The sequence below is a fragment of the Bradyrhizobium sp. SMVTL-02 genome (assembly GCF_051853005.1).
In the GTDB taxonomy this organism is placed as follows: Bacteria; Pseudomonadota; Alphaproteobacteria; order Rhizobiales; family Xanthobacteraceae; genus Bradyrhizobium.
The window spans coordinates 4910579-4934728 of sequence record NZ_CP182469.1; the positions used below are offsets into that span (position 1 = coordinate 4910579).

The 24150-nt window shown below is 65.8% G+C and carries 20 protein-coding genes and 1 pseudogene; 13 read left to right on the top strand and 8 right to left on the bottom strand.

Annotated elements, in window-relative coordinates; translation table 11 throughout:
• Window positions 1-3: 3 nt before the first annotated feature.
• Window positions 4-561, bottom strand: coding sequence for a GbsR/MarR family transcriptional regulator (locus ACNJYB_RS23285; protein WP_439368687.1), 558 nt, complete (start codon window positions 559-561; stop codon window positions 4-6).
• A gap of 153 nt (window positions 562-714) precedes the next feature.
• Here ACNJYB_RS23285 and ACNJYB_RS23290 point away from each other — a divergent pair, with 153 nt between their 5' ends.
• Entirely contained in the window at window positions 715-2235 is a 1521-nt protein-coding gene (locus ACNJYB_RS23290) for an ATP-binding protein (RefSeq protein ID WP_439368689.1), read from the top strand.
• Window positions 2236-2305: 70 nt separating this feature from the next.
• Here the strand turns inward: ACNJYB_RS23290 and ACNJYB_RS23295 are convergent, their stop codons facing one another.
• The 4 genes from ACNJYB_RS23295 to ACNJYB_RS23310 form a co-directional block, all read right to left on the bottom strand.
• Window positions 2306-2605, bottom strand: coding sequence for an acylphosphatase (locus ACNJYB_RS23295; protein ID WP_439368690.1), 300 nt, complete (start codon window positions 2603-2605; stop codon window positions 2306-2308).
• A complete protein-coding gene (locus tag ACNJYB_RS23300; RefSeq protein ID WP_439368691.1) occupies window positions 2602-3468 on the bottom strand; it encodes an isocitrate lyase/PEP mutase family protein in 867 nt (288 codons plus the stop codon). The genes ACNJYB_RS23295 and ACNJYB_RS23300 overlap by 4 nt, the downstream gene beginning before the upstream one ends.
• Window positions 3469-3625: 157 nt before the next feature.
• Window positions 3626-5641 (bottom strand): acetyl-CoA carboxylase biotin carboxylase subunit, encoded by a 2016-nt coding sequence (locus ACNJYB_RS23305; RefSeq protein WP_439368692.1) that lies wholly within the window; start codon window positions 5639-5641, stop codon window positions 3626-3628.
• A 175-nt stretch (window positions 5642-5816) separates the two neighbouring features.
• The gene (locus tag ACNJYB_RS23310) at window positions 5817-6899 is read right to left on the bottom strand and encodes a zinc-binding metallopeptidase family protein (protein ID WP_439368694.1); all 1083 of its coding nucleotides are present in this window, start codon (window positions 6897-6899) and stop codon (window positions 5817-5819) included.
• A 223-nt stretch (window positions 6900-7122) separates the two neighbouring features.
• Between ACNJYB_RS23310 and ACNJYB_RS23315 the strand changes: the two genes are divergently transcribed.
• The 4 genes and pseudogenes from ACNJYB_RS23315 to ACNJYB_RS23330 all read left to right on the top strand — a co-directional run bounded on the left by ACNJYB_RS23315 (window position 7123) and on the right by ACNJYB_RS23330 (window position 12037).
• A complete protein-coding gene (locus ACNJYB_RS23315; protein WP_439368695.1) occupies window positions 7123-9600 on the top strand; it encodes a PAS domain S-box protein in 2478 nt (825 codons plus the stop codon).
• Window positions 9601-9751: 151 nt separating this feature from the next.
• A complete protein-coding gene (locus ACNJYB_RS23320) occupies window positions 9752-10192 on the top strand; it encodes an EamA family transporter (RefSeq protein WP_439368696.1) in 441 nt (146 codons plus the stop codon).
• 95 nt (window positions 10193-10287) lie between these two features.
• Window positions 10288-10761, top strand: a pseudogene (locus tag ACNJYB_RS23325) (MFS transporter); the annotation flags it as partial.
• Between the two features lie 25 nt (window positions 10762-10786).
• A complete protein-coding gene (locus ACNJYB_RS23330; protein ID WP_439368698.1) occupies window positions 10787-12037 on the top strand; it encodes an arsenic transporter in 1251 nt (416 codons plus the stop codon).
• A gap of 96 nt (window positions 12038-12133) precedes the next feature.
• Here the strand turns inward: ACNJYB_RS23330 and ACNJYB_RS23335 are convergent, their stop codons facing one another.
• Together ACNJYB_RS23335 and ACNJYB_RS23340 are read right to left on the bottom strand one after the other, a co-directional pair.
• Window positions 12134-13498, bottom strand: a complete 1365-nt coding sequence (locus ACNJYB_RS23335) for an MFS transporter (protein WP_439368699.1) — start codon at window positions 13496-13498, stop codon at window positions 12134-12136.
• A 24-nt stretch (window positions 13499-13522) separates the two neighbouring features.
• Window positions 13523-14290 (bottom strand): GntR family transcriptional regulator, encoded by a 768-nt coding sequence (locus ACNJYB_RS23340; protein ID WP_439368700.1) that lies wholly within the window; start codon window positions 14288-14290, stop codon window positions 13523-13525.
• A gap of 177 nt (window positions 14291-14467) precedes the next feature.
• On the opposite strand from ACNJYB_RS23340, the gene ACNJYB_RS23345 reads away from it, so the two are divergent.
• The 5 genes from ACNJYB_RS23345 (at window position 14468) to ACNJYB_RS23365 (ending at window position 19731) form a co-directional block, all read left to right on the top strand.
• Window positions 14468-15667: a mandelate racemase/muconate lactonizing enzyme family protein gene (locus ACNJYB_RS23345; protein WP_439368701.1), complete on the top strand. Its 1200-nt coding sequence runs from the start codon at window positions 14468-14470 to the stop codon at window positions 15665-15667.
• A gap of 12 nt (window positions 15668-15679) precedes the next feature.
• Complete coding sequence (locus tag ACNJYB_RS23350) at window positions 15680-16447, top strand: SDR family oxidoreductase (RefSeq protein ID WP_439368702.1); 768 nt, start codon at window positions 15680-15682, stop codon at window positions 16445-16447.
• 26 nt (window positions 16448-16473) lie between these two features.
• Entirely contained in the window at window positions 16474-17505 is a 1032-nt protein-coding gene (locus ACNJYB_RS23355) for an L-idonate 5-dehydrogenase (protein ID WP_439368703.1), read from the top strand.
• A gap of 184 nt (window positions 17506-17689) precedes the next feature.
• On the top strand, window positions 17690-19072 hold the full coding sequence (locus ACNJYB_RS23360) for a HAMP domain-containing sensor histidine kinase (RefSeq protein ID WP_439368704.1): 1383 nt from the start codon (window positions 17690-17692) through the stop codon (window positions 19070-19072).
• Complete coding sequence (locus ACNJYB_RS23365) at window positions 19069-19731, top strand: response regulator (protein ID WP_183245131.1); 663 nt, start codon at window positions 19069-19071, stop codon at window positions 19729-19731. Before ACNJYB_RS23360 ends, ACNJYB_RS23365 begins: the two co-directional genes overlap by 4 nt.
• Window positions 19732-19752: 21 nt before the next feature.
• Here ACNJYB_RS23365 and ACNJYB_RS23370 read toward each other — a convergent pair whose 3' ends face one another.
• A complete protein-coding gene (locus ACNJYB_RS23370) occupies window positions 19753-20736 on the bottom strand; it encodes a VOC family protein (RefSeq protein ID WP_439368706.1) in 984 nt (327 codons plus the stop codon).
• A gap of 147 nt (window positions 20737-20883) precedes the next feature.
• Between ACNJYB_RS23370 and ACNJYB_RS23375 the strand changes: the two genes are divergently transcribed.
• From ACNJYB_RS23375 to ACNJYB_RS23385, 3 genes are all read left to right on the top strand, one after another.
• Window positions 20884-21675 carry a DNA-binding transcriptional regulator gene (locus tag ACNJYB_RS23375; protein ID WP_439368708.1) on the top strand — a complete coding sequence of 264 codons (792 nt, stop codon included), beginning with the start codon at window positions 20884-20886 and terminating at the stop codon, window positions 21673-21675.
• Between the two features lie 77 nt (window positions 21676-21752).
• Window positions 21753-23276, top strand: coding sequence for a bifunctional 3-(3-hydroxy-phenyl)propionate/3-hydroxycinnamic acid hydroxylase MhpA (gene mhpA / locus ACNJYB_RS23380; protein WP_439368709.1), 1524 nt, complete (start codon window positions 21753-21755; stop codon window positions 23274-23276).
• A 20-nt stretch (window positions 23277-23296) separates the two neighbouring features.
• On the top strand, window positions 23297-24148 hold the full coding sequence (locus ACNJYB_RS23385) for a fumarylacetoacetate hydrolase family protein (RefSeq protein WP_439368710.1): 852 nt from the start codon (window positions 23297-23299) through the stop codon (window positions 24146-24148).
• Window positions 24149-24150: the final 2 nt, after the last annotated feature.

Genomic DNA, 24150 nt, shown 5'->3' on the forward strand with positions numbered 1-24150 from the left:
ACGCTATTTGGCCTTGCCCAGCGGCAGCAGGTTGGCGATCTTCTCGCCAAGCCGCATCAGCGCGACCAGCCGCGGCCGCGGCACCTTCAGCATCTGCATGAACCAATGGTCGGCGAGCTCGGTGAAGGCGAGCATCTCCTTCAGCCGTTTGCTCGCGACCGGATTAATGGCCGGATCGTCGGCGGCATCGGACACGCAGGCCCGGAGCGCCGCGATGGCCGGATCGAGCTCCCGCTCCTTGCGCCGCGCCGCGATCCGGACCGCGACCTCCCAGATGTCGGTCTCGGCTTCGAAATGATCGCGGCGATCGCCGAGGATCGGCACCCGCCGGATCAGGTTCCAGGCGAGCAGCTCCTTCAGCGAATTGGAGACATTGGAGCGCGCCATGCCGAGCGTGTCGGCGATGTCCTCGGCCGTCATCGGCGCCTCGGACAGATAGAGCAGCCCGTGGATCTGGCTGACCGAGCGATTGACGCCCCACTCGTCTCCCATGTCGCCCCAATGCAGGATAAAGCGCTCGACGGCAGCGGGAAGTTTCTTCTTTCCGGGCATTTCTGTCATAACAGAAATATCTGACGGGCGCGACTGTATGTCAAGGGCATTTGCCGGGCGCCCCCCTGCATCCCGTCTGCGGCATTTGCCTAAAAAGTTCCCAGAGAGCCGGAACCAAAGCGCTGGCCTGAGCGTTTGCTCCTGTCGAGGCGGGGTCTAGGAATGGTAAAAAAGTTCAGTCAGCAGAGAGACTTGTTCGAAAGCGAGCGCAGTTTCCGGCTGCTGGTTGAAGGAGTTGCCGACTACGCCCTCTACATGCTCGATCCCAGCGGCACCATCACCAGCTGGAACATCGGCGGCGAGCGCATCAAGGGCTACGCGCCCGACGAAATCGTCGGCCAGCATTTCTCCCGTTTCTATACCGAGACCGACCGCGCCAACGGCAAACCCGCGCGAGCGCTCGGCATTGCGCGGGAAAAGGGCCGCTACGAAGAGGAAGGCTGGCGCGTTCGCAAGGACGGGACGTTCTTCTGGGCGAGCGTGGTGATCGATCCGATCTACGAGGATGGAACCCTCGTCGGCTTCGCCAAGATCACGCGCGACATCACCGAACGCCGCAATGCCCAGCTCAAGCTCGAGGCGATGCAGAAGCAGCTCGCCGAATCCCAGAAGTTCGATGCCCTCGGCCAGCTCACCGGCGGCGTCGCCCATGACTTCAACAACCTCCTGATGATCATCAGCGGCAGCCTCCATATCCTGAAGAAGGGGTCCATCGAAGACGCCAGGCTTCAGCGCGCGATCTCCGCGATCGAGACCGCGACCAGGCGCGGCGCCGCGCTGACCAACCAGCTCCTCACCTTCGCGCGGCGACAGAGCGTCAACCCGCAGGCGATCGATCTCGCCGAACGCGTCGCGGCGATCCGCGCGGTGCTCGACGCCGGCGTCGGCAGCTCCGTGCGCCTCACCTTCGACATCGCGTCCGAGGTCTGGCCGGTCAGGACCGACGTCTCGGAGCTCGAGACGGCGCTGCTCAATCTCGTCATCAATGCCCGCGATGCGATGCCCGACGGCGGCACGGTGACGATCAGCGCCCGCAACGTGGTGCTGGACGAGATCCCGCTCACCGGCGAATTCGTGGCGATCGACATCGCCGACACCGGCGTCGGCATTCCCGCCGACGTCGTCGACAAGATCTTCGAGCCGTTCTTCACCACCAAGCCGATCGGCAAGGGCACCGGCCTCGGCCTCTCGCAGGTGCACGGCTTCGCTCATCAGGCCGGCGGCACGGTGAAGGTTGCAAGCGAACTCGGCAAGGGCACGACGTTCACCATCCTGCTGCCGCGGGGCACGGATGCGCCGGCACGTGACACCGCGGAAGCGATGCCGTTCCGCGGCAGCGGAACGGTGCTTCTCGTCGAGGACAATCCCGAGGTCGCGCTCGTCAGCATCGGCCTTCTGGAGCAGCTCGGCTACCAGGTGCGCCGGGTTGCCGACGCCGAAGCGGCATTGCGGGAGATCGAGACCAACGGCGTCGACTTCGTGTTCTCGGACATCGTGATGCCCGGCAAGATGGACGGCCTCACCCTCGCCCATCGCCTGCGTCAGATCCGCCCCGGCCTGCCGATCCTGCTCGCCACCGGCTACAGCGAGGTCGCCGCCGGCGTGCGCGGCGACTTCCCGATCCTGCGCAAGCCGTATGAGATCCACGAGCTGAGCGAAGCCATCGCCAAATTGCCGAGATGATGACTTCTGCACCTCTCCCCGTAAGAACGGGCGAGGGAGCGCACCGCTCGCGCCGAAAGAGAATTGGCTCTCAAACCGTCGGCAGCACCGAAAACTTCTCCCCTGCCCTGCGCAGATCCAGCTCGTCCGCACTCGCCGTTTCACTGGTGACGCTGTCGACGCGTGAGGATGGGGGACCGTGACGGCACAGTGCGACCATGTCGGCGACGTGGTTCGGCGCCCCCGCGAACAGCGCTTCCACGCTGCCGTCGCGGCGATTGCGGACCCAGCCTTCGAGACCGCTCGCGGTGGCCTGGCTTTCGACCCAGGCGCGATAGCCGACCCCCTGGACGCGGCCGCGGATCATGACCTGGAGGATCGCCCGGCTCATGTCTTCAATCCGAGAAATTCGGCGCTGCGCGCCTTCGTCTCGGCCTCCCGCATGACCCGATTGGTCAGCTCCGCGGATGCCAGACCGTTGAGTGCCTTGGGCGGCGCGCCTTCGCGGAGCGCCTTCAGCGTCTCGTAGACGGCCTGCGTCGCCGCGGCGATCGGCGCATGGCCCTGCAGCGCGATGCGCACCCGCTGGCTGGCGAGATAATCGAGCGCGCTCAAATCGTCCGGCGCGCCACCAAGCACGATAGGCAGATGCGTCGCCGATGCGACCGCTTCCAGTTCGGCACGCGACCTGATGCCGGTGAAGAACAGCGCGTCGACGCCGGTCGTCTCATAGGCCTTGGCGCGGCGGACCGCATCCTCGATCGAGGTGATCGAGGCCGCACCGGTGCGGCCCATGATCACCAGCGACGGATCGCGGCGGCCGCCGAGCGCGGCCTTCATCTTGCCGACGCCCTCCTCCAGCGAGATCAGCTGCGTCTTTGCTTCACCGAAGGCGGCCGGCAGCAAAGTGTCCTCGATGGTAAGGCCGGCAGCGCCGGCGGTCTCCAGCTCCTGCACCGTGCGACGCACGTTGAGGGCATTGCCGTAGCCGTGATCGGCATCGACCAGCACGGGCAGTGTGGAGGCCCGCGACATCCGCCGCATCTGCTCGCAAAGCTCGGTGAGCGTGATCAGGGTGATATCGGGATCGCCGAGCACGGCGAGCGAAGCCACCGAGCCGCCGAACATCCCGAGGGGAAAGCCGAGATCCTCGGCGATGCGGATCGAGATCGCGTCATAGACCGAGCCGGGATGGACGCAAGTCCCGCTCGACAGGATGGAACGCAGTTTCTCGCGGCGGGATCGAAAGGCCATGATGATGTCTCGGTTAGGTCAAGAAGGCCGCAGCATACCCCGTCATTGCGAGCGAAGCGAAGCCATCCAGGGTCTTTCGGCGGAGGCAGTCTGGATTGCTTCGCTGCGCTCGCAATGACGGTGTTCGTGGAGCCCGACGAGGGCCCACTCACATCTCTTACGCAAACTCCAAGATCAGCGCGTCGACCGCGAGCGTCGCGCCGGCACTGGCGTGGATCTTCTTCACGGTGCCGTCCTGCTCGGCGCGCAGCACGTTCTGCATCTTCATGGCTTCGACCACGGCGAGCGTCTCGCCGGCCTTGACCTCCTGCCCCTCGCTCACCGCGATCGAGACCACGAGGCCCGGCATCGGACAGAGCAGTTTCTTGCCGGTGTCGGAGGCTGCCGTCACCGGCATCAACCGGGCGGACGTCGCTTCTGTCTCGGTCCAGACATAGACCGGCACCTCGACGCCCTGATGCGCAAGACGGACGCCGTTGGCAATCGGCCGCACCTGCACCGCGATGAAGTGGCCGTCGATGGTGCCCTGCCAGACCGGATCGCCCGGCTTCCACGGCGACTGCAGCAGATGCGGATTGCCGGCCTTGCCCTCGGGATCGATGAAGCGGATCGCGATCGCCTCGCCCTCACGTCCGACCTCGAGCGAAATCTCCTGCCGGTCGAGCCAGACCGCGCGGCGGCGTTCGCGCTGCACGACGCGCCCGCCCATCTGGCCCGAGATCTGCCGCTTGCGCTCGCCGAGCACGTGATCGATGGCGGCACCGACGGCGGCGATCCGCCGCGCGACCTCGCCTTCGGGCACGCGCACCGCAAAACCCTTGGGGAACTCCTCGGCGATGAAGCCGGTCGAGAGCCGCCCCTCGCGCCAGCGCGGATGATGCATCAAGGCCGACAGGAACGGGATGTTGTGCCTGATGCCGTCCACATAGAACGAATCCAGCGCAGTGGCCTGCGCCTCGATCGCAGCCGCGCGCGACGGCGCATGGGTGACGAGCTTGGCGATCATCGGATCGTAATGGATCGAGATCTCGCCGCCCTCCTGCACGCCGGTATCGTTGCGCACGGTGATGCCGTCCTTGCTGGCTTCGGCCGGCGGGCGATACTTCACGAGACGCCCGATCGACGGCAGGAAGTTGCGGAACGGATCTTCCGCATAGAGGCGCGACTCGACCGCCCAGCCGGTGAGCGTGACGTCCTTTTGCGCGATGGCGAGCTTCTCGCCGGCGGCCACGCGGATCATCTGCTCGACCAGGTCGACGCCGGTGACGAGCTCGGTGACGGGATGCTCGACCTGGAGACGCGTGTTCATCTCCAGGAAGTAGAAGCTCTTGTCCTGGCCTGCGACGAACTCGACGGTGCCGGCGGAATCGTAATTCACGGCTTTCGCCAGCGCGACTGCCTGCTCGCCCATCTTGCGGCGGGTGGCCTCATCCAGCAGCGGCGACGGCGCTTCCTCGATGACCTTCTGGTTGCGGCGCTGGATCGAGCATTCGCGCTCGCCGAGATAGATCACGTTGCCGTGCTTGTCGCCCAGCACCTGGATCTCGATGTGGCGGGGATCGACGATGAATTTTTCGACGAAGACGCGGTCGTCGCCGAACGAGGCCTTGGCCTCGGCCTTGGCGAGGTTGAAGCCCTCGGCGACCTCGGCCTTGGAATGCGCGATGCGCATGCCCTTGCCGCCGCCGCCGGCGGAGGCCTTGATCATCACGGGGTAGCCTATCTCGTCGGCGATGCGGACCGCGTGCTTGTCGTCCTCGATGACGCCGAGATAGCCGGGCACGGTCGAGACCTTTGCTTTTGCGGCGGCCTTCTTGGACTCGATCTTGTCACCCATCGCGGCGATCGCGCCGGGGTTCGGGCCGATGAAGACGATGCCGGCCGCCTCCAACGCGCGCGGAAACGCCTCGCGCTCGGACAGGAAGCCGTAGCCGGGATGCACGGCCTCGGCGCCGGTCTTGCGACAGGCCTCGACGATCTTCTCGATCACCAGATAGCTCTCGGCCGCGGCCGGTGGGCCGATCAGCACCGCCTCATCGGCCATTTCGACATGGAGGGCATCGCGGTCGGCCTCGGAATAGACCGCAACCGTTTGAATTCCCATCTTGCGGGCAGTCTTGATGACCCGGCAGGCGATTTCGCCGCGATTGGCGATCAGAATGCGTTTGAACATGCTTTTCTTGAGTCTCGACCTTGGGCGGGACCCTTCCCCGGCCGTTGGGGCCTATGGGACGGGCCGTGTGGCTCCCGTGGTACATCAAAATGGGCCGGAGGCAACGGTCTAAATCCGGCCCGCTCTGGCGTACCAGCGCAAGACCGAAACAGGCGCGAGGTGCCCTTGGGACTGCCTACGCCTTCCGCGCCTTGGCCGCGTCCCGGACAAGGCCGTGAATGAAGCCCAGTTTGCCGACCACCGCCGGCGACAGGATGAAGGGGTAGAGGTCGCGCAGGCCCATGGCCCGGTTGACGCTGTTCATGGCGAAGGTGAAGGGCAGCCATGCGTCGATGAGCGCCTGGACGTCCCTGGCCTCGTAGGGGTTGAAACGGATGCGCGCCGTCAGCTCCCCGTCGCGATCGACCTTGGGGCGCACCTCCATGCCGAACTCGGAGGCCATCTCAAGGGTGTCGACGATGTGGAGATAGTGCGCCCAGGTCTCGGCGAAGTCTTCCCAGGGGTGCGTGGTGGCATAGGCCGAGACGTAATTCTGCTGCCAGTCAGCGGGGGCGCCTTCGGCGTAGTGGCGCTGCAGGGCTTGGCCGTAATCGGCTCTATCGTCGCCGAACACCGCGCGGCATTCGTCGAGCTTGCCGCCGCCCTCAACCAGCACGTCCCAGAAATAATGTCCGACCTCGTGGCGGAAATGCCCGAGCAGTGTCCGGTAAGGCTCGCCCATCTCCAGCCGGCGCCGCTCGCGCTCGATGTCGTCGGCCTCGGTCAGCGCGATCGTGATCAGGCCGTTGTCATGGCCGGTCATGATCTTTTGTCCGCTGTTCGGATCGTCGGCGAGGAAGTTGAAGATGAGGCCGTGCACGGCATCGTCCTGACGGTTCTGCAGCGGCAGCTTCCAGCGGATCAGGGAATAGAACAGCCGGTGCTTTGCCACCTCCAGCTCACGCCAGCGGGCGAGCTGCGCGGGGTCCGACAGGTCCGGCACGATGCCGTTGTGGCGGCAGGCGCGGCAATAGCCGTTGGTATCGCCGGTGTCCGTCAGCCAGTTGCAGGCATCGTACTCGGCATTGCGGCACAGCATGCGCCCCCTGCCGTTGTCGGCCAGGGTCCTCCAGGCCCCGCTTTGAGCCTCGCCGTCGGGCTCGAGCGCCGACATCGTCTCCTTCTCCGGGAGGAAGGCGACGCGGTGACCGCAACGTTCGCAGGCGCGGTTCTCGAAATAGAGGACGTTGCCACAGGACTGGCAGACAAAGAGCTTCAAGATCTAGCCTCTTCGAAAAGGGGGTTCTATGAATGAGAGTTGTGGCGCCTCGCGAAGACGCGTCCGCAGCCGCATCGTTCCAATATCAGGAACAAAATGCCAGACTTGGCGTTGGTTGACCGCATTTTCCCGCGTTCTGGCTGGCCGCGGGGTTCTTCCAGACAGTCTATTTCCTTGAAGCAATGGCCATCGCGCTCCGTCTGTGTGAATATCGGTCCGGCACGTGCGCATACGCCTCACAACGGCCGACGCCTTGAACGATCCTTTGCCCGAGACCATCGCCGCCGAAAGGCTGCGCCAGCACCTCGAAGACGTCGCGCGCGAGCGCGACAACGCCTATCGCGCGCTCCAGGAGCGCGAGGCCGAGCTCGCGCGCATCCAGCGCATCGGCAAGGTCGGCGGTCTCGAGGTCGACTTCCGCGAGGGCTTCAAGAACCGCCGCTCGCCGGAATATCTGATGATCCATGGCCTGCCGCCGGAGGCCGCCGACGAGTCGCATGAGGACTGGGTCAACCGTATCCATCCTGATGACCGCGACGCGGCGGTGAAACACTTCCTGGAGGCGCTTTCCGGGACCAGCGAGGACTACACCGCCGAATACCGCATCATCCGTCCGAGCGACGGCGAGATCCGCTGGATCCGGGTCGTCGCCAAGATCGAGCGTGACGGCGACGGCCGCGCCGTCCGCCTCGTCGGTGCCCATATCGACATCACCGACCAGGCGCTGGCGCGCGAGACGCTGCGCGAGAGTGAGGAGCGCTTCCGGCTGATCGCCGACAGTGCGCCGGTGCCGATCTGGGTCACCAAGCTCGATCGCAAGCGCTCCTTCGCCAACCAGGCCTATGTCGACTTCGTCGGCCTGCCCTACGACCAGGCGATCGATTTCGACTGGCGCAAGGTGCTGCATCCCGACGACCTGCCGCATGTGCTGCAGCAATCGGTGCAAGGCGAAGCCTCGCTGAAGCCCTTCGTGCTGGAAGCGCGCTACAGGAACGCCAGCGGCGAATGGCGCTGGCTGCGCTCGGAATCGCAGCCGCGCTGGGACCCGACCGGCAAGCATATCGGCTTCATCGGCGTCGCCCACGACATCACCGTTGCCAAGCAGGCCGAGATGGAGCTTCGGCGGCTCAACGAGACGCTGGAGGAACGCATCGCCGAGCGCACCGCCGAGCTCGAATCCAACGAGGCCCGGCTGCGCGCGATCCTGGAGACCAGCAACCAGTATCAGGGCCTCGTCGATCTCGAGGGCGAACTGCTCTACGCCAACAAGAACGCACTCGACGGCATCCGCGCCGAGGCGCGGGATGTCATCGGCAAGCCGTTCTGGGATACGCCGTGGTTCACGGGAACGCCTGGCATGAGCGATGTCGCGCGCGACGCCTTCATGACCGTCCTGAAGGGCGAAGCCGTGCGGCTCGAGATGCGGCTGCGCCTGCCGATCGGCGAACGCGATTTCGACTTCGGCATGCGCCCCGTGCTCGACCGCCACGGCAACATCACCGGCGCAGTTCCCGAGGCCGTCGACATCACCGAGCGCCGCCTCGGCGAGGAGGCGCTGCGGCAGTCGCAGAAGATGGAGGCGATCGGCCAGCTCACCGGCGGCGTCGCGCACGACTTCAACAACCTCCTCACCATCATCCGTTCGGCGACCGACTTCCTGCGCCGGCGCGAGCTGCCGGAAGAGCGCCGCCGCCGCTATGTCGACGCCATCTCCGACACCGTCGAGCGCGCCTCCAAGCTGACCGCGCAGCTGCTGGCCTTCGCGCGCCGGCAGCCGCTGAAGCCGCAGATCTTCAATGTCGGCAGCCAGGTCGAGGGCGTGGCGCAGCTGGTCCGGCCGCTGGTCGGCGGGCGCATCGAGATCAGCGTCGAAATTCAGGACGCGGATTGCTTCACGGTCGCCGACATCGCACAGTTCGAGACCGCGCTGATCAACCTCGCCATCAACGCCCGCGACGCCATGGAGGGTGAAGGCCGCCTCACCATTGCCGTGCGCAAGGTCCAGGGGATTCCCAGCCTGCGCGCGCAGTCACCACGTGGCGGTGACTATGTCGCGATCTCGGTCAAGGATACCGGCAGCGGCATCGCACCGGGACATCTCGACTCCATTTTCGAACCGTTCTTCACCACCAAGGAAGTCGGCAAGGGCACCGGCCTCGGCCTCAGCCAGGCGTTCGGTTTCGCCAAGCAGTCCGAGGGCGACATCGCGGTGACGAGCGCGCAGGGCGAAGGCGCAACCTTTACCATCTACCTGCCGCAGGCTCAAAGCCCAGCGACCGAGAAGGAAGCCGCGGCGCTGACCAGCGAGGCTGCGACCACTGGGCGCGGCTACCGCGTGCTCGTGGTCGAGGACAATGACGATGTCGGCCAGTTCTCGACCGAGCTTCTGGAAGACCTCGGCTACGTCGTCCGCCGCGTCGCCAACGCCAACGCCGCGCTCGCGATCCTCGGCGAGAACGAATTCGCCGTCGACCTCGTCTTCTCCGACGTGATCATGCCCGGCATGAACGGCGTCGAGCTCGCCGGTATCATCCGCGAGCGCTATCCGGGCCTGCCCGTCGTGCTCACCTCGGGCTACAGCAACGTGCTCGCCGAAAACGCCCATCGCGGTTTCGAGCTGATCCAGAAGCCGTATTCCGTCGAATCGCTCTCGCGCATCCTGCGCAAGGCGATCACGGAGAAGCTGTCCATGGCAAGGTGAGTGCTTTAATTGCACGAGGCAGCCACAAACTCCGTCATTGCGAGCGCAGCGAAGCATTCCAGAATCTTTCCGCCGAGACAGTCTGGATTGCTTCGCTGCGCTCGCAATGACGACGCTGCGCGCGGCCCTGGAAACAACGGATATCGATGATATGAAACCCGCCCTTCTCTCCGCCTGGCAAACCTGGGCACTGCTTTCGGCCTGCTTTGCGGCGCTGACCGCGATCTTCGCCAAGGTCGGCGTCGAGAACATAAATCCGGATCTCGCCACTTTCATCCGCACCATCGTGGTGCTGCTCGCCTTCTCGGCGCTGCTGTTCTTCACCGGACAGTTCGTCGTGCCCTCGGCGGTCTCCTCAAAAACCTGGCTATTCCTGGTTTTGTCGGGACTTGCGACCGGCGCTTCATGGCTCTGCTATTTCCGTGCATTGAAGCTTGGCCCCGCAACACTGGTCGCCCCCATCGACAAGCTCAGCGTCGTCCTGGTCGCGCTGTTCGCCTTCGCCTTTCTCGGCGAGCGGCCGACGGCGCAGGGCTGGCTCGGCATCGCCATGATCGGCGCCGGCGCGGTGCTGCTGGCCATGAAATTCTGAGGCGGAACAAAGATGCCATGACGTCCGTTTCTGCGCGGACGTTTCCGCGCCTCGATCGAGACACCGATGTCGAGCCAGGACCCCGATCTGACGAGGCGCGCCGGGTGATGGTGCCGTTCGCGATGCTGGTCGGCGCGAGGGCCGACCGGTGGGGACACAAGCGCTTCTTCCTCGCGGCGCTCCTGATCCTTCCCGTTCGCGGCACGCTCTATACGCTCTCCGACAATCCATTCTGGCTGGTCGGCGTGCAGCTTCTCGACGGCGTCGGTGCCGGCATCTTCGGTACCATCTTCCCCGTCATCGTTGCCGACCTCATGCGCAACACCGGGCGCTTCAACGTCGCGCAAGGCGCGGTCATCACCGCTCAGGGCATCGGAGCCGCGCTGTCGACGGCGCTCGCCGGCTTCGTGGTGGTCGGCGCGGGGTACAGTGCGGCCTTCATCGCGCTCGGCATGGTCGCGGCGATCGGCGCCGTCATCTGCCTCCTCGCCTTGCCCGAGACGCGGCATGGCGCCTTGCGACCGCAGGGGAAGACAGCGCCGGTGACATCGGATATCGCTGCCGAATGAACCCGTTCCACATCGAGGACTGAACGTGCCGTCTGACGCCATCTGGGCCTGGAGCATCATCGTCGCTGCGACCGCAGGCGTCGTCATCCGCCCGTTCCGCCTGCCCGAGGCGATCTGGGCGGTCATCGGCGCCGGCACCCTCGTGCTGTCCGGTTTGCTGCCGTGGCAGGATGCGCTTGCCGGCATCGAGAAGGGCCTCGACGTTTATCTCTTCCTGATCGGCATGATGCTGATCGCCGAGCTCGCCCGGCTCGAGGGCCTGTTCGACTATCTCGCCGCGCTCGCGGTCGAATATGCAGGCGGCTCGCCGCAGCGGCTGTTCCTGCTGATCTATCTCGTCGGCACGATGGTCACCGTGCTGCTCTCGAACGACGCCACCGCGATCGTGCTGACGCCGGCCGTCTATGCGGCGACGCGCGCGGCCGGCGCGAAACCGCTGCCTTATCTGTTCGTCTGCGCGTTCATTGCCAACGCCGCAAGCTTCGTGCTGCCGATCTCCAATCCCGCCAACCTCGTGGTGTTCGGCGCGCGCATGCCGCACCTGACCGAATGGCTGCGCCTGTTCGCCCTGCCCTCGGCGGTCTCGATCCTGCTCACCTATGTCGTGCTGCGCCTGACCCAGCACCGCGCGCTCAAGGAAGAGACCATCGCCCGCAGCGTGCCGCATCCAAAGCTCGGCCGCGGCGGCAAGCTGACGGCAATGGGCATCGTCGCAATCGGCGTCGTGCTGGTCACGGCCTCAGCGCTCGACAAGCAACTGGGCCTGCCGACCTTCATCTGCGGGGTGGTGACATCGGCGCTCGTGCTGCTGCTCAGCAGTCAGTCGCCGTTGCCGGTGCTCAGGGGGGTGTCGTGGAGCGTGCTGCCGCTGGTCGGCGGACTCTTCGTCATGGTGGAAGCGCTGATCGAGACCGGCGTGATCGGGCAGCTCAGCGCGCTGCTGCACCAGGCCGTCGCACAATCGGTGCCGAAGGCTGCCTGGAGCGTCGGCATCGCCACCGCGATCGGCACCAATATCGCCAACAATCTTCCGGTCGGTCTTATCGCCGGCTCGGTCGCGGCCAGCGATCATCTGCCGGCGCCGGTCGTCAGCGCGATCCTGATCGGCGTCGATCTCGGACCGAACATGTCGGTGACGGGATCGCTCGCCACCATCCTCTGGCTGGTTGCGCTCCGACGGGAGAAGATCGAGCTCAGTGCCTGGCCGTTCCTCAAGCTCGGTATGCTGGTGACGCCCCCCGCTCTGATCGCGGCGCTGGCGGCGGCGATCAGGTAACGGCAGCGAATTCACTGCGATTGTTTGCGATGCCTCAGCCCCCAGGGCAAGGAGCCCGATCGCGGCCATGAGGCCGCGATCGGGGCTCACGCATCGTCAATCGTTCTCGTAGCCGTAGACTTCCGGCAGGATGAAGATTGCGGCGAGCAATCCGATCAGCGGGAAGATCGCGACGAACAGCGTGGCGTTGGCCTGCCCGATCGCGGCGAACAGCGAGGGGAACAGGAAGATCGCCAGGAACGACGGCAGCTTCACGAACATGTAGGCGAAACCGCTGGCGGTGCCGCGATATTTCGGCTTGGCGACCATGGTCGGAATCGTCATGCAGTTCGAGGCGTCCCAATAGTGGCCCCACAGCATCGCGGCGGCCGCGAACGGCAGCAGGATCTTGTTGTCGGTGTAGAGCGCGAAGGCCGCGACCAGCAGCGAGGCCAGCACGATGCCGAAGCCTGCGATCGCGATGCCGCGATGGCCGATCTTCGGCGTCAGCAGCGGACCGACCCAGCCCGACAGAGCGGCGAAGCAGAACAATCCCATCGTCACGAGGTTGTTGCCGAGCACGCTGGACACGCCGACCATCACGAACAGCACCGGCAGGTAGAAGGCGAAGGTCGAGAACTCGCTGCCTTGCGCGAAGCAGGCGATCCAGCCGTACAGCGTGGCGCGCCAGCGGATCGGATCCTTCTTGAGGTCGGCGAGGAAGGCGCGGGTCGAGACCTTCGGCACTTCCACGTCGTGGTCCGGCAGCATGTCGAGATTGTCGTTGAACATCTCGCGCGCGACCTGCTTGGCCTCGCGGTAGCGTCCCTTCTGCACCAGCCATACCGCAGTCTCCGGCACGTCGTGGCGCATGATCAGGATGATGAGCGCCGGCACCGCGCCGAGACCGAGCGTCACGCGCCACAGCATCTCGTGCTGCATGTCGACCAGCAGGAAGATCACGATGACGCCGATGGTCAGCACCTCGCCGACGGCGAACATGAACTGCCAGCGGTTGCCCATGACCTCGCGCTCACCCTTGGCCATGGATTCCATGATGTAGGTATAGCCGGTCGAGATATCAGAGCCGAGCGGGATGCCGAGCAGGAAGCGGATCACGACGAGCCAACCCACGCTCGGCACGAAGGCCTGCGCCAGCGCCAGCACGATGAACAGCACCATCGTCACCAGGAACATGACGCGACGGCCGATCTTGTCGGACATCCAGCCGCCGAGCAGCGCGCCGATCAGCGCGCCGCCTTGCGTGCCCGCCGCGGCAAGGCCCAGCATCAGCGGATCGGGATTGTACTGCTCCTTGATGAAGATCAGCACGAAGGCGATCGAGTAGAGATCCCAGGCCTCGACCAGGATCGAGGCCATCATCAGCCAGCCGACCTTGTTGCCCTTGGGACTGTAGTTGGTGATGAGGTAGCGGACCGCGGCTTCGCTCGCGGTCGGTTGTGGCAGCGCCATTGTTGTCATTCTTCTTCCTTTCTTCAAAACTCTCTACGAGCCGAGCAGCGGCTCGATACTGCAATCGAGCAGTCGCGGATCGATTCCCGCCTCCATGCCCGTGAACATCTCGCCCATGTAGTCGATCAGCGCATCGCTGGCCTTCACGGCGTCCTCGACGCGGCGGTTGGCGACGGCACTGAGAATGGCGAGATGATGATCGATCGTGCCGGACAGATCGGCCTGCCCCGGCATGAAGCGGTGGTGGATGTAACCGATGCGGCGATACAGCGTGTGCAGTGGGCGCAGCGTGTGGACCAGGAAGGGCTCGCCGGCCGCCTCCAGCACCAGCGCGTCGATGCGGCGGTCGAGGCTGTTGAATTCATCGAGTGTCAAACTGGCACGACGTTCGCGCAGCAAACGCTCGATGTGCAGCGCCTGATTGCGGTGGGACAGGCTGGCGCGATCCGCCGCGAGGCGAATGACAAAACGCTCAATGTCGCGGCGCAGGCCCAGCAGCATGCGCTCGCGCGCGAGATCGATCGGCGCGATGTGCAGGCCATGGCGCGGACGGATGATGATGAGCGTATCGGCGGAGAGACGATTGACGGCGTGATGCACCGGCGTGCGGCCGAAGCCGGTGATCTGCTGCAACTCCAGCATCGTCATGAACTGGCCAGGCTTGAGCTCGCAATGAACGAGCAGCTCCTCGATCCTCTGATAGGCGAGCTCGAAGAAGTTGAGACGGTTACGGCGGGAAGGTCTGCCCTCACTGTCGTCCTCGTCTCTCACCACCTCGAGCGCGCGCTTGCGCCGTGCCATGTCGTCCTCTCCCGTCAGCCCGCGCTCTCGTTGCAGGGTGGCGCCTTGTTTGTGGCACACTTAAAACATGTTGTGATATATTACAAGCAGGCGTAAGACTCCCGCGCGATCTGCGACATGCTGCAGCGCGAAAAGAGACGTCGGGCGCGAGGCGCCTTTCGAGGGAGGAGAGTTGTCGTGAGGATCACGTCGATCGAGACACTGCGCACCGAGGAATTCTCCAACGTCATCTGGGTGCGCATCCACACCGACACGGGTCTGATCGGTCTCGGCGAGACCTTCTACGGCGCCGGCGCGATCGAGGCGCAGATTCACGACACCTTTGCCGGCCGCCTGCTCGGCCGCAATCCCCTGCACATCGAGGCGATCCATCGCGACATGCTGAACCTGCCGATGGCGCAGTCCTCGACCGGCGTCGAATATCGCGCGGCCTCCGCGATCGACATCGCGCTGTGGGACCTGTTCGGCAAGGTCTGCGATCAGCCTGTGCACCAGATGCTCGGCGGCCTCTGCCGCGACAAGCAGCGCATCTACAACACCTGCGCCGGCACGCAGTACGTTCGCTCGACCAATATCAGCCCGGTCGCGAACTGGAATCTCGGCGCCTCCAAAGGCCCCTATGAAGACCTCGACGGCTTCATGAACAACGCCGATGCGCTCGCCGAAAGCCTCCTGGAAAGCGGCATCTCGGCCATGAAGATCTGGCCGTTCGATCCGGCGGCGCAGGAGAACAAGGGCCTCTACATCACCGCCGCGCAGATGAAGCAGGCGATCGAGCCGTTCGAGAAGATCCGCAAAGCCGTGGGCGACAAGATGGAGATCATGGTCGAACTCCATTCGCTGTGGAATCTGCCGACGGCAAAGCAGATCGCGCGAGCGCTCGAGCCCTACACGCCGACCTGGTACGAAGACCCAATCCGCATGAACTCGCCGCAGGCGCTGGCCGAGTATGCCCGCTCGACTGATGTCTGGGTCTGCGCCAGCGAGACGCTGGGCTCGCGCTTCCCCTACAAGGACATGCTCGACCGCGACGCCATGCATGTGGTGATGGCGGACCTGTGCTGGACCGGCGGTCTCACCGAAGGACGCAAGATCGCGGCGATGGCCGAGACCTATCACAGGCCCTTCGCACCGCATGATTGCATCGGGCCGATCGGCTTCATCGCCGCCATCCACATGTCGTTCAGCCAGCCCAACACCTTGATCCAGGAATCGGTGCGCGCCTTCTACAAGGGCTGGTACAATGAGCTCGTCACCACGATGCCCGTGATCAAGGACGGCTATGTCTTCCCGATGGAAGGCCCCGGCCTTGGCGTCGACCTCCTGCCTGCCGTCTTCGAGCGCACCGATCTCACGGTGCGCCGCTCCAACATCTGAGGATTTCTTAAGATGAGCACCTCCCTTTTCGATCTCTCCGGCCGCACCGCGCTCGTGACCGGCTCCTCCCGCGGCCTCGGGCGCGCCATCGCCGAGGGCATGGCCAAGGCCGGCGCCAAGATCATCATCAACGGCGTCGATCCCAAGCGCGTCGAGCAAGCCGTCGCCGAGTTTCGCGCCGCCGGGCATCAGGCCGAAGGCGCCGCCTTCAACGTCACTGACGAGCCCGCGATCGTCGCGGCGTTCAACGACTTCGATAAGAGCGGCCTTGCGGTCGACATCGTCGTCAACAACGCCGGCATCCAGCACCGCAAGCCGCTGGTCGAATTCACCACCGACGAATGGCGCAAGGTGATCGAGACCAACCTTACCAGCGCCTTCGTGATCGGGCGCGAGGCGGCCAAGCGCATGATCCCGCGCAAGCGCGGCAAGATCATCAATATCGGCTCGCTCGGCAGCGAGCTCGCGCGCCCCACCATCGCGCCCTACACCGCCGCCAAGGGCGGCATCAAGAACCTGACGCGATCGATGGCGGTGGAGTGGGCCCAGCACGGCATCCAGGCCAATGCGATCGGCCCCGGGTACATGCTGACCGACATGAACGAGGCGCTGGTCAACAACGCCGATTTCAACAACTGGCTGATGGGCCGCATCCCCTCCAAGCGCTGGGGCAAGCCCGACGAGCTGGTGGGCGCCGCGATCTTTCTCGCCTCCGACGCATCCACTTATGTCAACGGCCAGATCATCTATGTCGATGGCGGCATGATCGCCGCGATGTGACCGCCAAGACAGCGAAGGAGCAAGCCATGCGCGCCGTCGTCATTCACGCCCCGAAGGACCTGCGGATCGACACCTACCCCGATCCGGCGCCCGGCCCGGGCGAGGTCCGCGTCAAGATCGCCAATGGCGGCATCTGCGGCTCCGACCTGCACTACTACCATCACGGCGGCTTCGGCGTCGTGCGCATCCAGCAGCCGATGGCGCTCGGGCACGAGATCGCCGGCGTGGTGGCTGCCGTCGGTGATGGCGTCACCGGCGTGAAGGCTGGCACCCGCGTCGCAGTCAATCCGAGCAAGCCGTGCGGGGCGTGCCTGCATTGCCGGGAGGGCATGCGCAACCAGTGCCTCGACATGCGTTTTCTCGGGAGCGCGATGCGCTTTCCCCATGTGCAGGGCGGCTTTCGTGAGTTCATCACGATCGATGCAGCACAGGCGGTGCCGATCGCCGACAAGCTGTCGCTGGCGGAGGCTGCCGTCGCCGAACCGCTGGCGGTCTGCCTGCATGCCGGCAAGCAGGCCGGCCCCCTGCTCGGCAAGCGAGTGCTGATCACCGGCTGCGGCCCGATCGGTGCGCTGATGATTTTGGTCTCGCGCTTTGGCGGTGCGTCCGAGATCGTTGTCACCGATGTTGCCGATGCCCCGCTGGCAGTCGCTAAAAAGCTCGGCGCCACGCATGCCATCAACGTCGCGACCGATGCCGCCGCGCTGGATCCCTGGCGCGCCGGCAAGGGCGTGTTCGACACGCTGTTCGAGGCCTCCGGCAATCAGGCCGCGCTCCGCACTGCGCTCGACGTGCTCCGGCCCGGCGCGACGCTGGTGCAGCTCGGCCTCGGCGGCGAGATGACGCTGCCGATCAACTCCATCGTCGCCAAGGAATTGCAGCTGCGCGGCACCTTCCGCTTCGATCCCGAGTTCGAGCTAGCGGTGCGGCTGATGGGCGAAGGGTTGATCGACGTCAAGCCGCTGATCACGGCGACCATGCCGTTCGAGAACGCGGTCGCCGCCTTCGAACTCGCCAGCGACCGTTCGCAGTCGATGAAGGTGCAGCTGACGTTCTGATCGCGATGCGGCTTGCTTCGCCTCTCCCGCAGGCGGAGCTTGAGACCACGCAGCCGTGACTGTCCCGACGAACGCCGGGAAATCTTCACGAGGTTGCACTGCGGTACGGCAGGAACGCTTCCCGCCGCCTGCGTTCTGCCGTTTAATGCGCAAGCGACAATTCCGTCGTAGCAGGTGCCTGCCGATGTGGAACCGTCCGAGGTTCGATCTCAAGGTCCGTCTGACGTTGCGCGTGGCCGCGATATCGGCCGCCTGCTTCGCCGCGATCTCCACCTACTTCCTTGTCACGGCTGATCGCGCGGCGCATGCGCGCATCGACGGTATCGCCGCGATCGTGGCGAAGTCGCTGGAGCTGCAACAGGGCAAGGTCCAGTGGGTGGCGAGCCCGCGCTCGGACTTTCCGAACCTCGATCCCGTTTCAGCCTATGTCATGACCCCCGGCCTGTGCCTGGCATTCCGCGACACCGATAGCGACATTCTGCAGCGCTTCTGTAGTGGCGTGCCTCCGGCGCCCCCGCCGGCGCAGGCCTTCACCGCCTTCTATCGCAGCCTGTTCGACCCCGGTCGCGAGGCGGCACGGCCGGTGATCGTGCGCGGTGCGAAGATCGGCGAAGCTGTCGTCTGGCTCGATCCGGCGGTGCAGAGCGCGGAAGCCTGGCACGAGGCCGGCCGCCTGATGCTCGCCCTCGCGATCGCGTTGCCGCTGCTCTGCGTGTTGGTCTACGCGGCATTGGCGCGCGCACTGCGCCCGACCCGCATGATCCGCACCGGCCTCGAACGCATCGCCGCTGGTGACCTCACGGCACGGCTACCCCCGTTCGACCTCGCCGAGCTCTCCGCCATCCGCGACGTCTTCAACCATCTCGCCCAAAGCCTCGACACCGCGCTTGCCGAGCGCGCCGAGCTGACGCGGAAGCTGATCGCGCTTCAGGACGAGGAGCGCCGCCATCTCGCCCGCGAGCTGCACGACGAGTTCGGCCAGTCGCTGGCCGCCATCCGCGCGCTGGCCTCCTCGGCCCGCCAGACCGCCACGCAGGAGTGCCCGTCGCTGCTGTCCGAATGCGACGGTATTTCGCGGACCGCAACCGGCATGATGGAGACGCTGCGCGGTGCGCTGTTCCGGCTGCGGCCGCCCGACGTCGAGGAGCTCGGGCTCGTCGGCAGCCTCGAAGGGCTGGTCGCGGGCTGGAACGGGCGCAGCCGCGGCCAGACGAGGTTTTCGATCCGTTTCGACGGCGCCTTCGAGACCCTGCCGGCCGCGGTCAGCGCCAACCTCTACCGCATCGTGCAGGAGGCCCTCACCAACGCTGCCAAACACGCGGACGCCTCGAGGGTCAGCCTGGAATTGACGATGCGAGCCGACGAGATCGCGCTTGCGATCGACGATGACGGACGGTCGAACGAGCCCGCTGCGAAATCGGGAATGGGCCTGCTCGGCATGCGCGAACGCGTCGCGGCGCTGCGCGGCCGCCTGAGTTTCGAGGCGGGGCCGAACGGCGGCTCCGCATTGCGTGTCGTCATTCCGCTCGAAGCCGCCGATCGGCAGCGATTGGATCACGCGGCATGAGCGCGGGCGATGCGACCATCCTGCTGGTCGACGACCATTCCGTCGTCCGCGAGGGCTATCGCTCGGTGCTCGAGAAGCAGCCGGGCCTGCGTGTCGTCGCCGAAGCGTCCGACGGCGCGGAGGCCTACCGGCTCTACAAATCCGAGGCACCGGATCTCGTCATCATGGATCTGAGCATGCCCGGCATCGGCGGCATCGAGGCCGTGAGGCGCATCCGGCAGCGGGACAAGGGCGCAAAGATCCTCGTTTTCACCATGCATCAGAATGCGGGCTTTGCCGTGCAGGCGATCCGCGCCGGCGCGAGGGGCTATGTCACCAAGACCAGCCCGCCCGAGACCTTGGTGCGCGCGGTGATGGACGTGCTCGCCGGCCGGATCGCGATCAGCCCCGACATCGACCACGAGCTGGCGCTGAGCCGGCTCGCCGGCGAGAGCTCGGCGGCCGATGTGCTCACGCCGCGCGAGTTCGAGGTGCTGCGGCTGCTGCTCGCCGAAAGGACGACGGACGAGATCGCCGAGACGCTGCATGTCAGCCCGAAGACGGTGGCGAACCTGCATTCCCTGATCAAGGACAAGCTCGGCGTCGGCTCCGACATCGAGCTGGTTCGCCTCGCGCTGCGCCAGGGGTTGCTGACGCAGGTCGACCTCGGCGAGGCGTGAACTGCGCCGGGGAGCGACCGTTCATTCGCGCGCGACGACCTGGTCCAACCATGCGCAGTTCAGCGGCGGCACGCGCGGATCGGCGACGCGAACGCCACGCGCGGCTGCATCCAACCGCATGTCGCGCAGGCGCTTGCGCTGCTCTTCCGGCATGTTGAGCCGCTCGTGCCCCCACAGCGACGGGCCGTCGAAGGTCTCGTGCGGCTGCCAGGTCTGGGGATCGATGATGCGCCCGCCCCAGCCATATTCGATGAAGAATCCGGACGGCGTGTTCACGTAGAACGATGTCATGTGGTCGTTGGTATGCCGGCCCAGCGTATAGACGACGCGGCCATCTTCGAGCTGCGCGAGGTCATAGCCCTGCCCGACATCGTCGAGACTGCCGAGCTCCACCATGAAATGATGCATCGCCTTCCGCCCGGAGCCGACCATCGCAAAGGAATGGTGGCGGCCGTTGACGTGGAAGAAATAGAGCCCGTAAGGCTTGAGTCCGAAGTCCGAGACGTGGAAGCCGAGCACGTCGCGATAGAACGGCAATAGCGGCCCGACGTCCTCGACATTGAGCACGACGTGCCCCATGCCGAGCGCTCCGGTGCGGAAACCCGAGATCGGCCGCCCCGGCTTGAACGGCTCGCTCGCGAGCTCCGGCTTGCAGAAAGCCTCCAGCCGGTTGCCGGCAGGATCGGTGAACGTGATCAGCTCGGCCACGTGCCGCTCATCGGCCAGCGCGCGCGAGCCGCGCGTGACCTTGACGCCGTGGCTTTCCAGTCGGCCCGCCAACTGGTCCAGCTCAGCGGTCGACGGCACCTCCCAGCCAATCACGGCCAACCCAGCATCGCTGCTGCCGTCGACGATCAGCCGCTGCTTGCGATCGTCCATGCGGAAGGCGCGCATCTTGCCGCCTCGATCGACCTGCTGCATGCCGAGCAGCCCGGTTGCCATCCGGCCCCATTGGTCGAGCTGCGACGAGTTGATCCCGATATAGCCGAGCGCGGTGATTTCCATCGACGTTCTCCCAAAGGCATCGCACCCGCCGCACTGCGGCGAACTTGATACCGGCCGCGCACGATTTTACGGTAACATCCCGCAATCGCTGCGCGTTCGCAGAGACGATAGTCGCGCATCCGCGCGCCACAAGGGAGGAAATACGAAGTGTCCAAGGAGCGGACGCGGAACGGACAGCCGCGGCAGCCGGAGGGCGTCCGCGCCTTCAAGCGCGGGCTGGACGTGCTGCAGGAGGTCAACCGCTCCGGCGGCATCCGCGCCGGCGATGTCGCCCGCGCGCTCGACCTGCCCCGCCCCACCGTCTACCGCCTGCTCGAGACGCTCGAGGAACTCGGCTATGTTGCCCGCAGCGCCAGCGACGATCGTTTTCGCGTGACCCGGCTCGCCCTGAGCCTCGGCGATGGCTACGACCCCGGCGTTTTGATCTGCCAGGCGGCGGCGCCCTATCTCGCCGAACTCAGCAAGACCCTGGTCTGGCCAGTCGATCTCTCGACTTACGAGAACGCGGCGATGGTGGTGCAGGAAACCACGCATTCGCGCAGTCCGCTCTCGATCGACCGCGGCATGATCGGCAAGCGCCTGCCGATGCTGCGGACGTCCGCGGGCCGCGCCTATCTCGCCGCCTGCCCGGCGCGCGAGCGCGATTTGATCGTCAACCATCTGCGCCGCATCGACGAGGTCGACGACCGCCCCTTCCTCGAACCCGGCCGTTTCGATCGCATGATCGCGGAGACGCAAGCCCGCGGCTACGCGATCCGCAGCGAAGGCGAATACAATCCCAAGACAGCCTCGATCGCAGTCCCGATCGTGCGGGCCCGCGCCGTGTTCGGCTGCATCTCCATCATCTGGATTCGCTCGGCGCTTGGGATCGAGGAAGCGGTGAAGCAATTTGCAGCGCAGCTTCAGGAGACGGCACTGGCCATCCCGGTCGAGGTCTAGCCTCCGTCCGTCCGCAGGGCGGACACTTGGCGCAGCGGCGTTGATGCTGCGGCGCGGCTTGGGGAAGAGATAGCCCCATGCAAGATAAAGACACCCCCGAAGAATTCGATGTTGTCATCGTCGGCCGCGGGCCGGTCGGCGCGACGCTCGCCAATCTGCTCGGCCTTTGCGGCGTGCGGACGCTGGTGCTGGAGCGCGAGGCGCAGACCTATCATCTGCCGCGAGCGGTGCATTTCGACGACGAATGCATGCGCGTGTTCCAGACCGTCGGCCTTGCCGATGCGATCCTGCCGCATGTCATCCTTAGCCCCGGCATGCTCTTCCTCGACGCCGCCGGCAAGAGGTTGCTGGATTGGTCGCGGCCACAGACGCTGACGCCCATGGGCTGGCATCTCAGCTACCGCTTCCACCAGCCCGATCTGGAGGACGTGCTGATCGGCGGCCTCGCCCGCTGGCCCCACGTCACCTTGCGCAACCGCTGCGACGTGTTCGCGCTGGACCAGGACGAGACCGGCGTGCGCGTGCGCTACGAGGACCTTTCGAACGGCAAGCTCAGCGAGGTCCGCGCCGGCTATGTGATCGGCTGCGACGGCGCGCGGTCTCTGGTTCGCCGCTTCATCGGTTCCGGCATGAACGATCTCGGCTTTCACGAGCGCTGGCTGGTGATCGACGTGCTGCTCAAGCGCGCGCGCGACGATCTCGGCGACTACAGCCTCCAGCATTGCGATCCCAAGCGGCCGGCAACCTATGTGCGCGGCACCGGCACCCGGCGGCGCTGGGAGATCACCGTCCTGCCGGACGAAGATACACAAGAGGTCGCGCAGCAGGCAAAGGTCTGGGAGCTGCTGTCGCGCTGGGTCACCCCCGACGATGCCGAGATCGAGCGCGCCGCGGTCTACACCTTTCATTCCGTGATCGCGCAGCAATGGCGCAGCGGCCGGCTGCTGCTTGCGGGCGATTCCGCGCACCAGACCCCGCCCTTCCTCGGCCAGGGGATGTGTGCCGGCATCCGCGATGCCGCAAACCTGGCCTGGAAACTCGCGGACGTCATCCGTGGCGGCGCCGCGCCGGATATGCTCGACACCTATCAGAGCGAGCGCCAGCCGCATGTGCGCGAGTTCATCGAGCTCGCCATTCGCCTCGGCGGCGTCATCAACACCAAGGCGATAGAGGCCGGCCTTGCCGCCGGCGAAGCGCGCGAGAACGCGCCGGTCAAGCTGGAAGTGAAGAAGCCCCTGCTCGGCCCCGGACTCGCGTTTGGTGACCTGCCGCTCCTCGGACATCTCGCCCCGCAGTTCATGCTGGGCGACGGACGTCGCAGCGACGACCGGACCGGCTATCATCATGCGCTGCTCGTCGAGACTGCGGCCGCATTGCCGTCGCGCCTCGCACTGTCACAGGCCGGGATCGAGATCCTCACTGGCGACGACGCCGAAGGCCTCGCAGACTGGCTGCGCGAGCACGGCATCATCGCCGCACTGGTTCGTCCCGACCGTTACATCCGAGGCTCCGCCCGCGACGAGTCCGACCTCGAGCGGCTCATCGCCGCGGTCATTCCCGCAACCCCAATTACTCCAGCCCAAGCGCCGTCCGCGGCCTGATCGAACTCAAAGGACATCTCATGAAGCTGCTCTCATTCGTCGCCGGCGGACGCGCCTCCTTCGGGGCCCTCAAGGACAATGGCATCGTCGATCTTGGCACGCGCATGGCACCCTGCGCCACGCTGCGCGAGCTGCTCGAAGCCGGTCGCGTTGCCGAGGCCGCGAGGATCGTGGCGTCCGCCGCCCCGGATCATCCGCTCGACAGGATCGCCTTCGCCCCCGTCATTCCCGATCCCGGCAAGATCATCTGCGTCGGCCTCAACTACCGCGACCACGTCGCCGAGACCGGACGCACCGTGACCGAGAAGCCGGCGCTGTTCGTCCGCTTCCCCTGCAGCCAGGTCGGCCACCTCCAGCCGATCGTGAAACCCAAGGTCAGCGACGATTTTGACTATGAGGGTGAGCTCGCGCTCGTCATCGGCAAGGGCGGCCGGCACATTCCCGCGAGCCGTGCGCTCGACCACATCGCCGGCTATGCCTGCTACAATGAGGGCAGCATCCGCGACTGGCAGCGCCATACCAGCCAGTTCCTCTCCGGGAAGACTTTTGCCGAGAGCGGCAGCTTCGGCCCGTGGCTGGTGACCGCGGACGAAATCCCCGACCCGTCGAAGCTCACCTTGCAGACGCGGCTCAACGGCGCCGTGGTGCAGGACACCAGCACCGATCTCCTGATCACCGCCATCCCCGAACTGATCGCCTACATCTCCACGATCTGCCCGCTCGCCCCCGGCGACGTCATCGTCACCGGCACTCCCGGCGGCGTCGGCGCCAAGCGCACGCCACCCCTGTGGATGCGCCCGGGCGACACCGTCGAGGTCGAGATCTCCGGCATCGGCATCTTGCGCAACGAGGTCGTCGCCGAGCAGGCCTGACC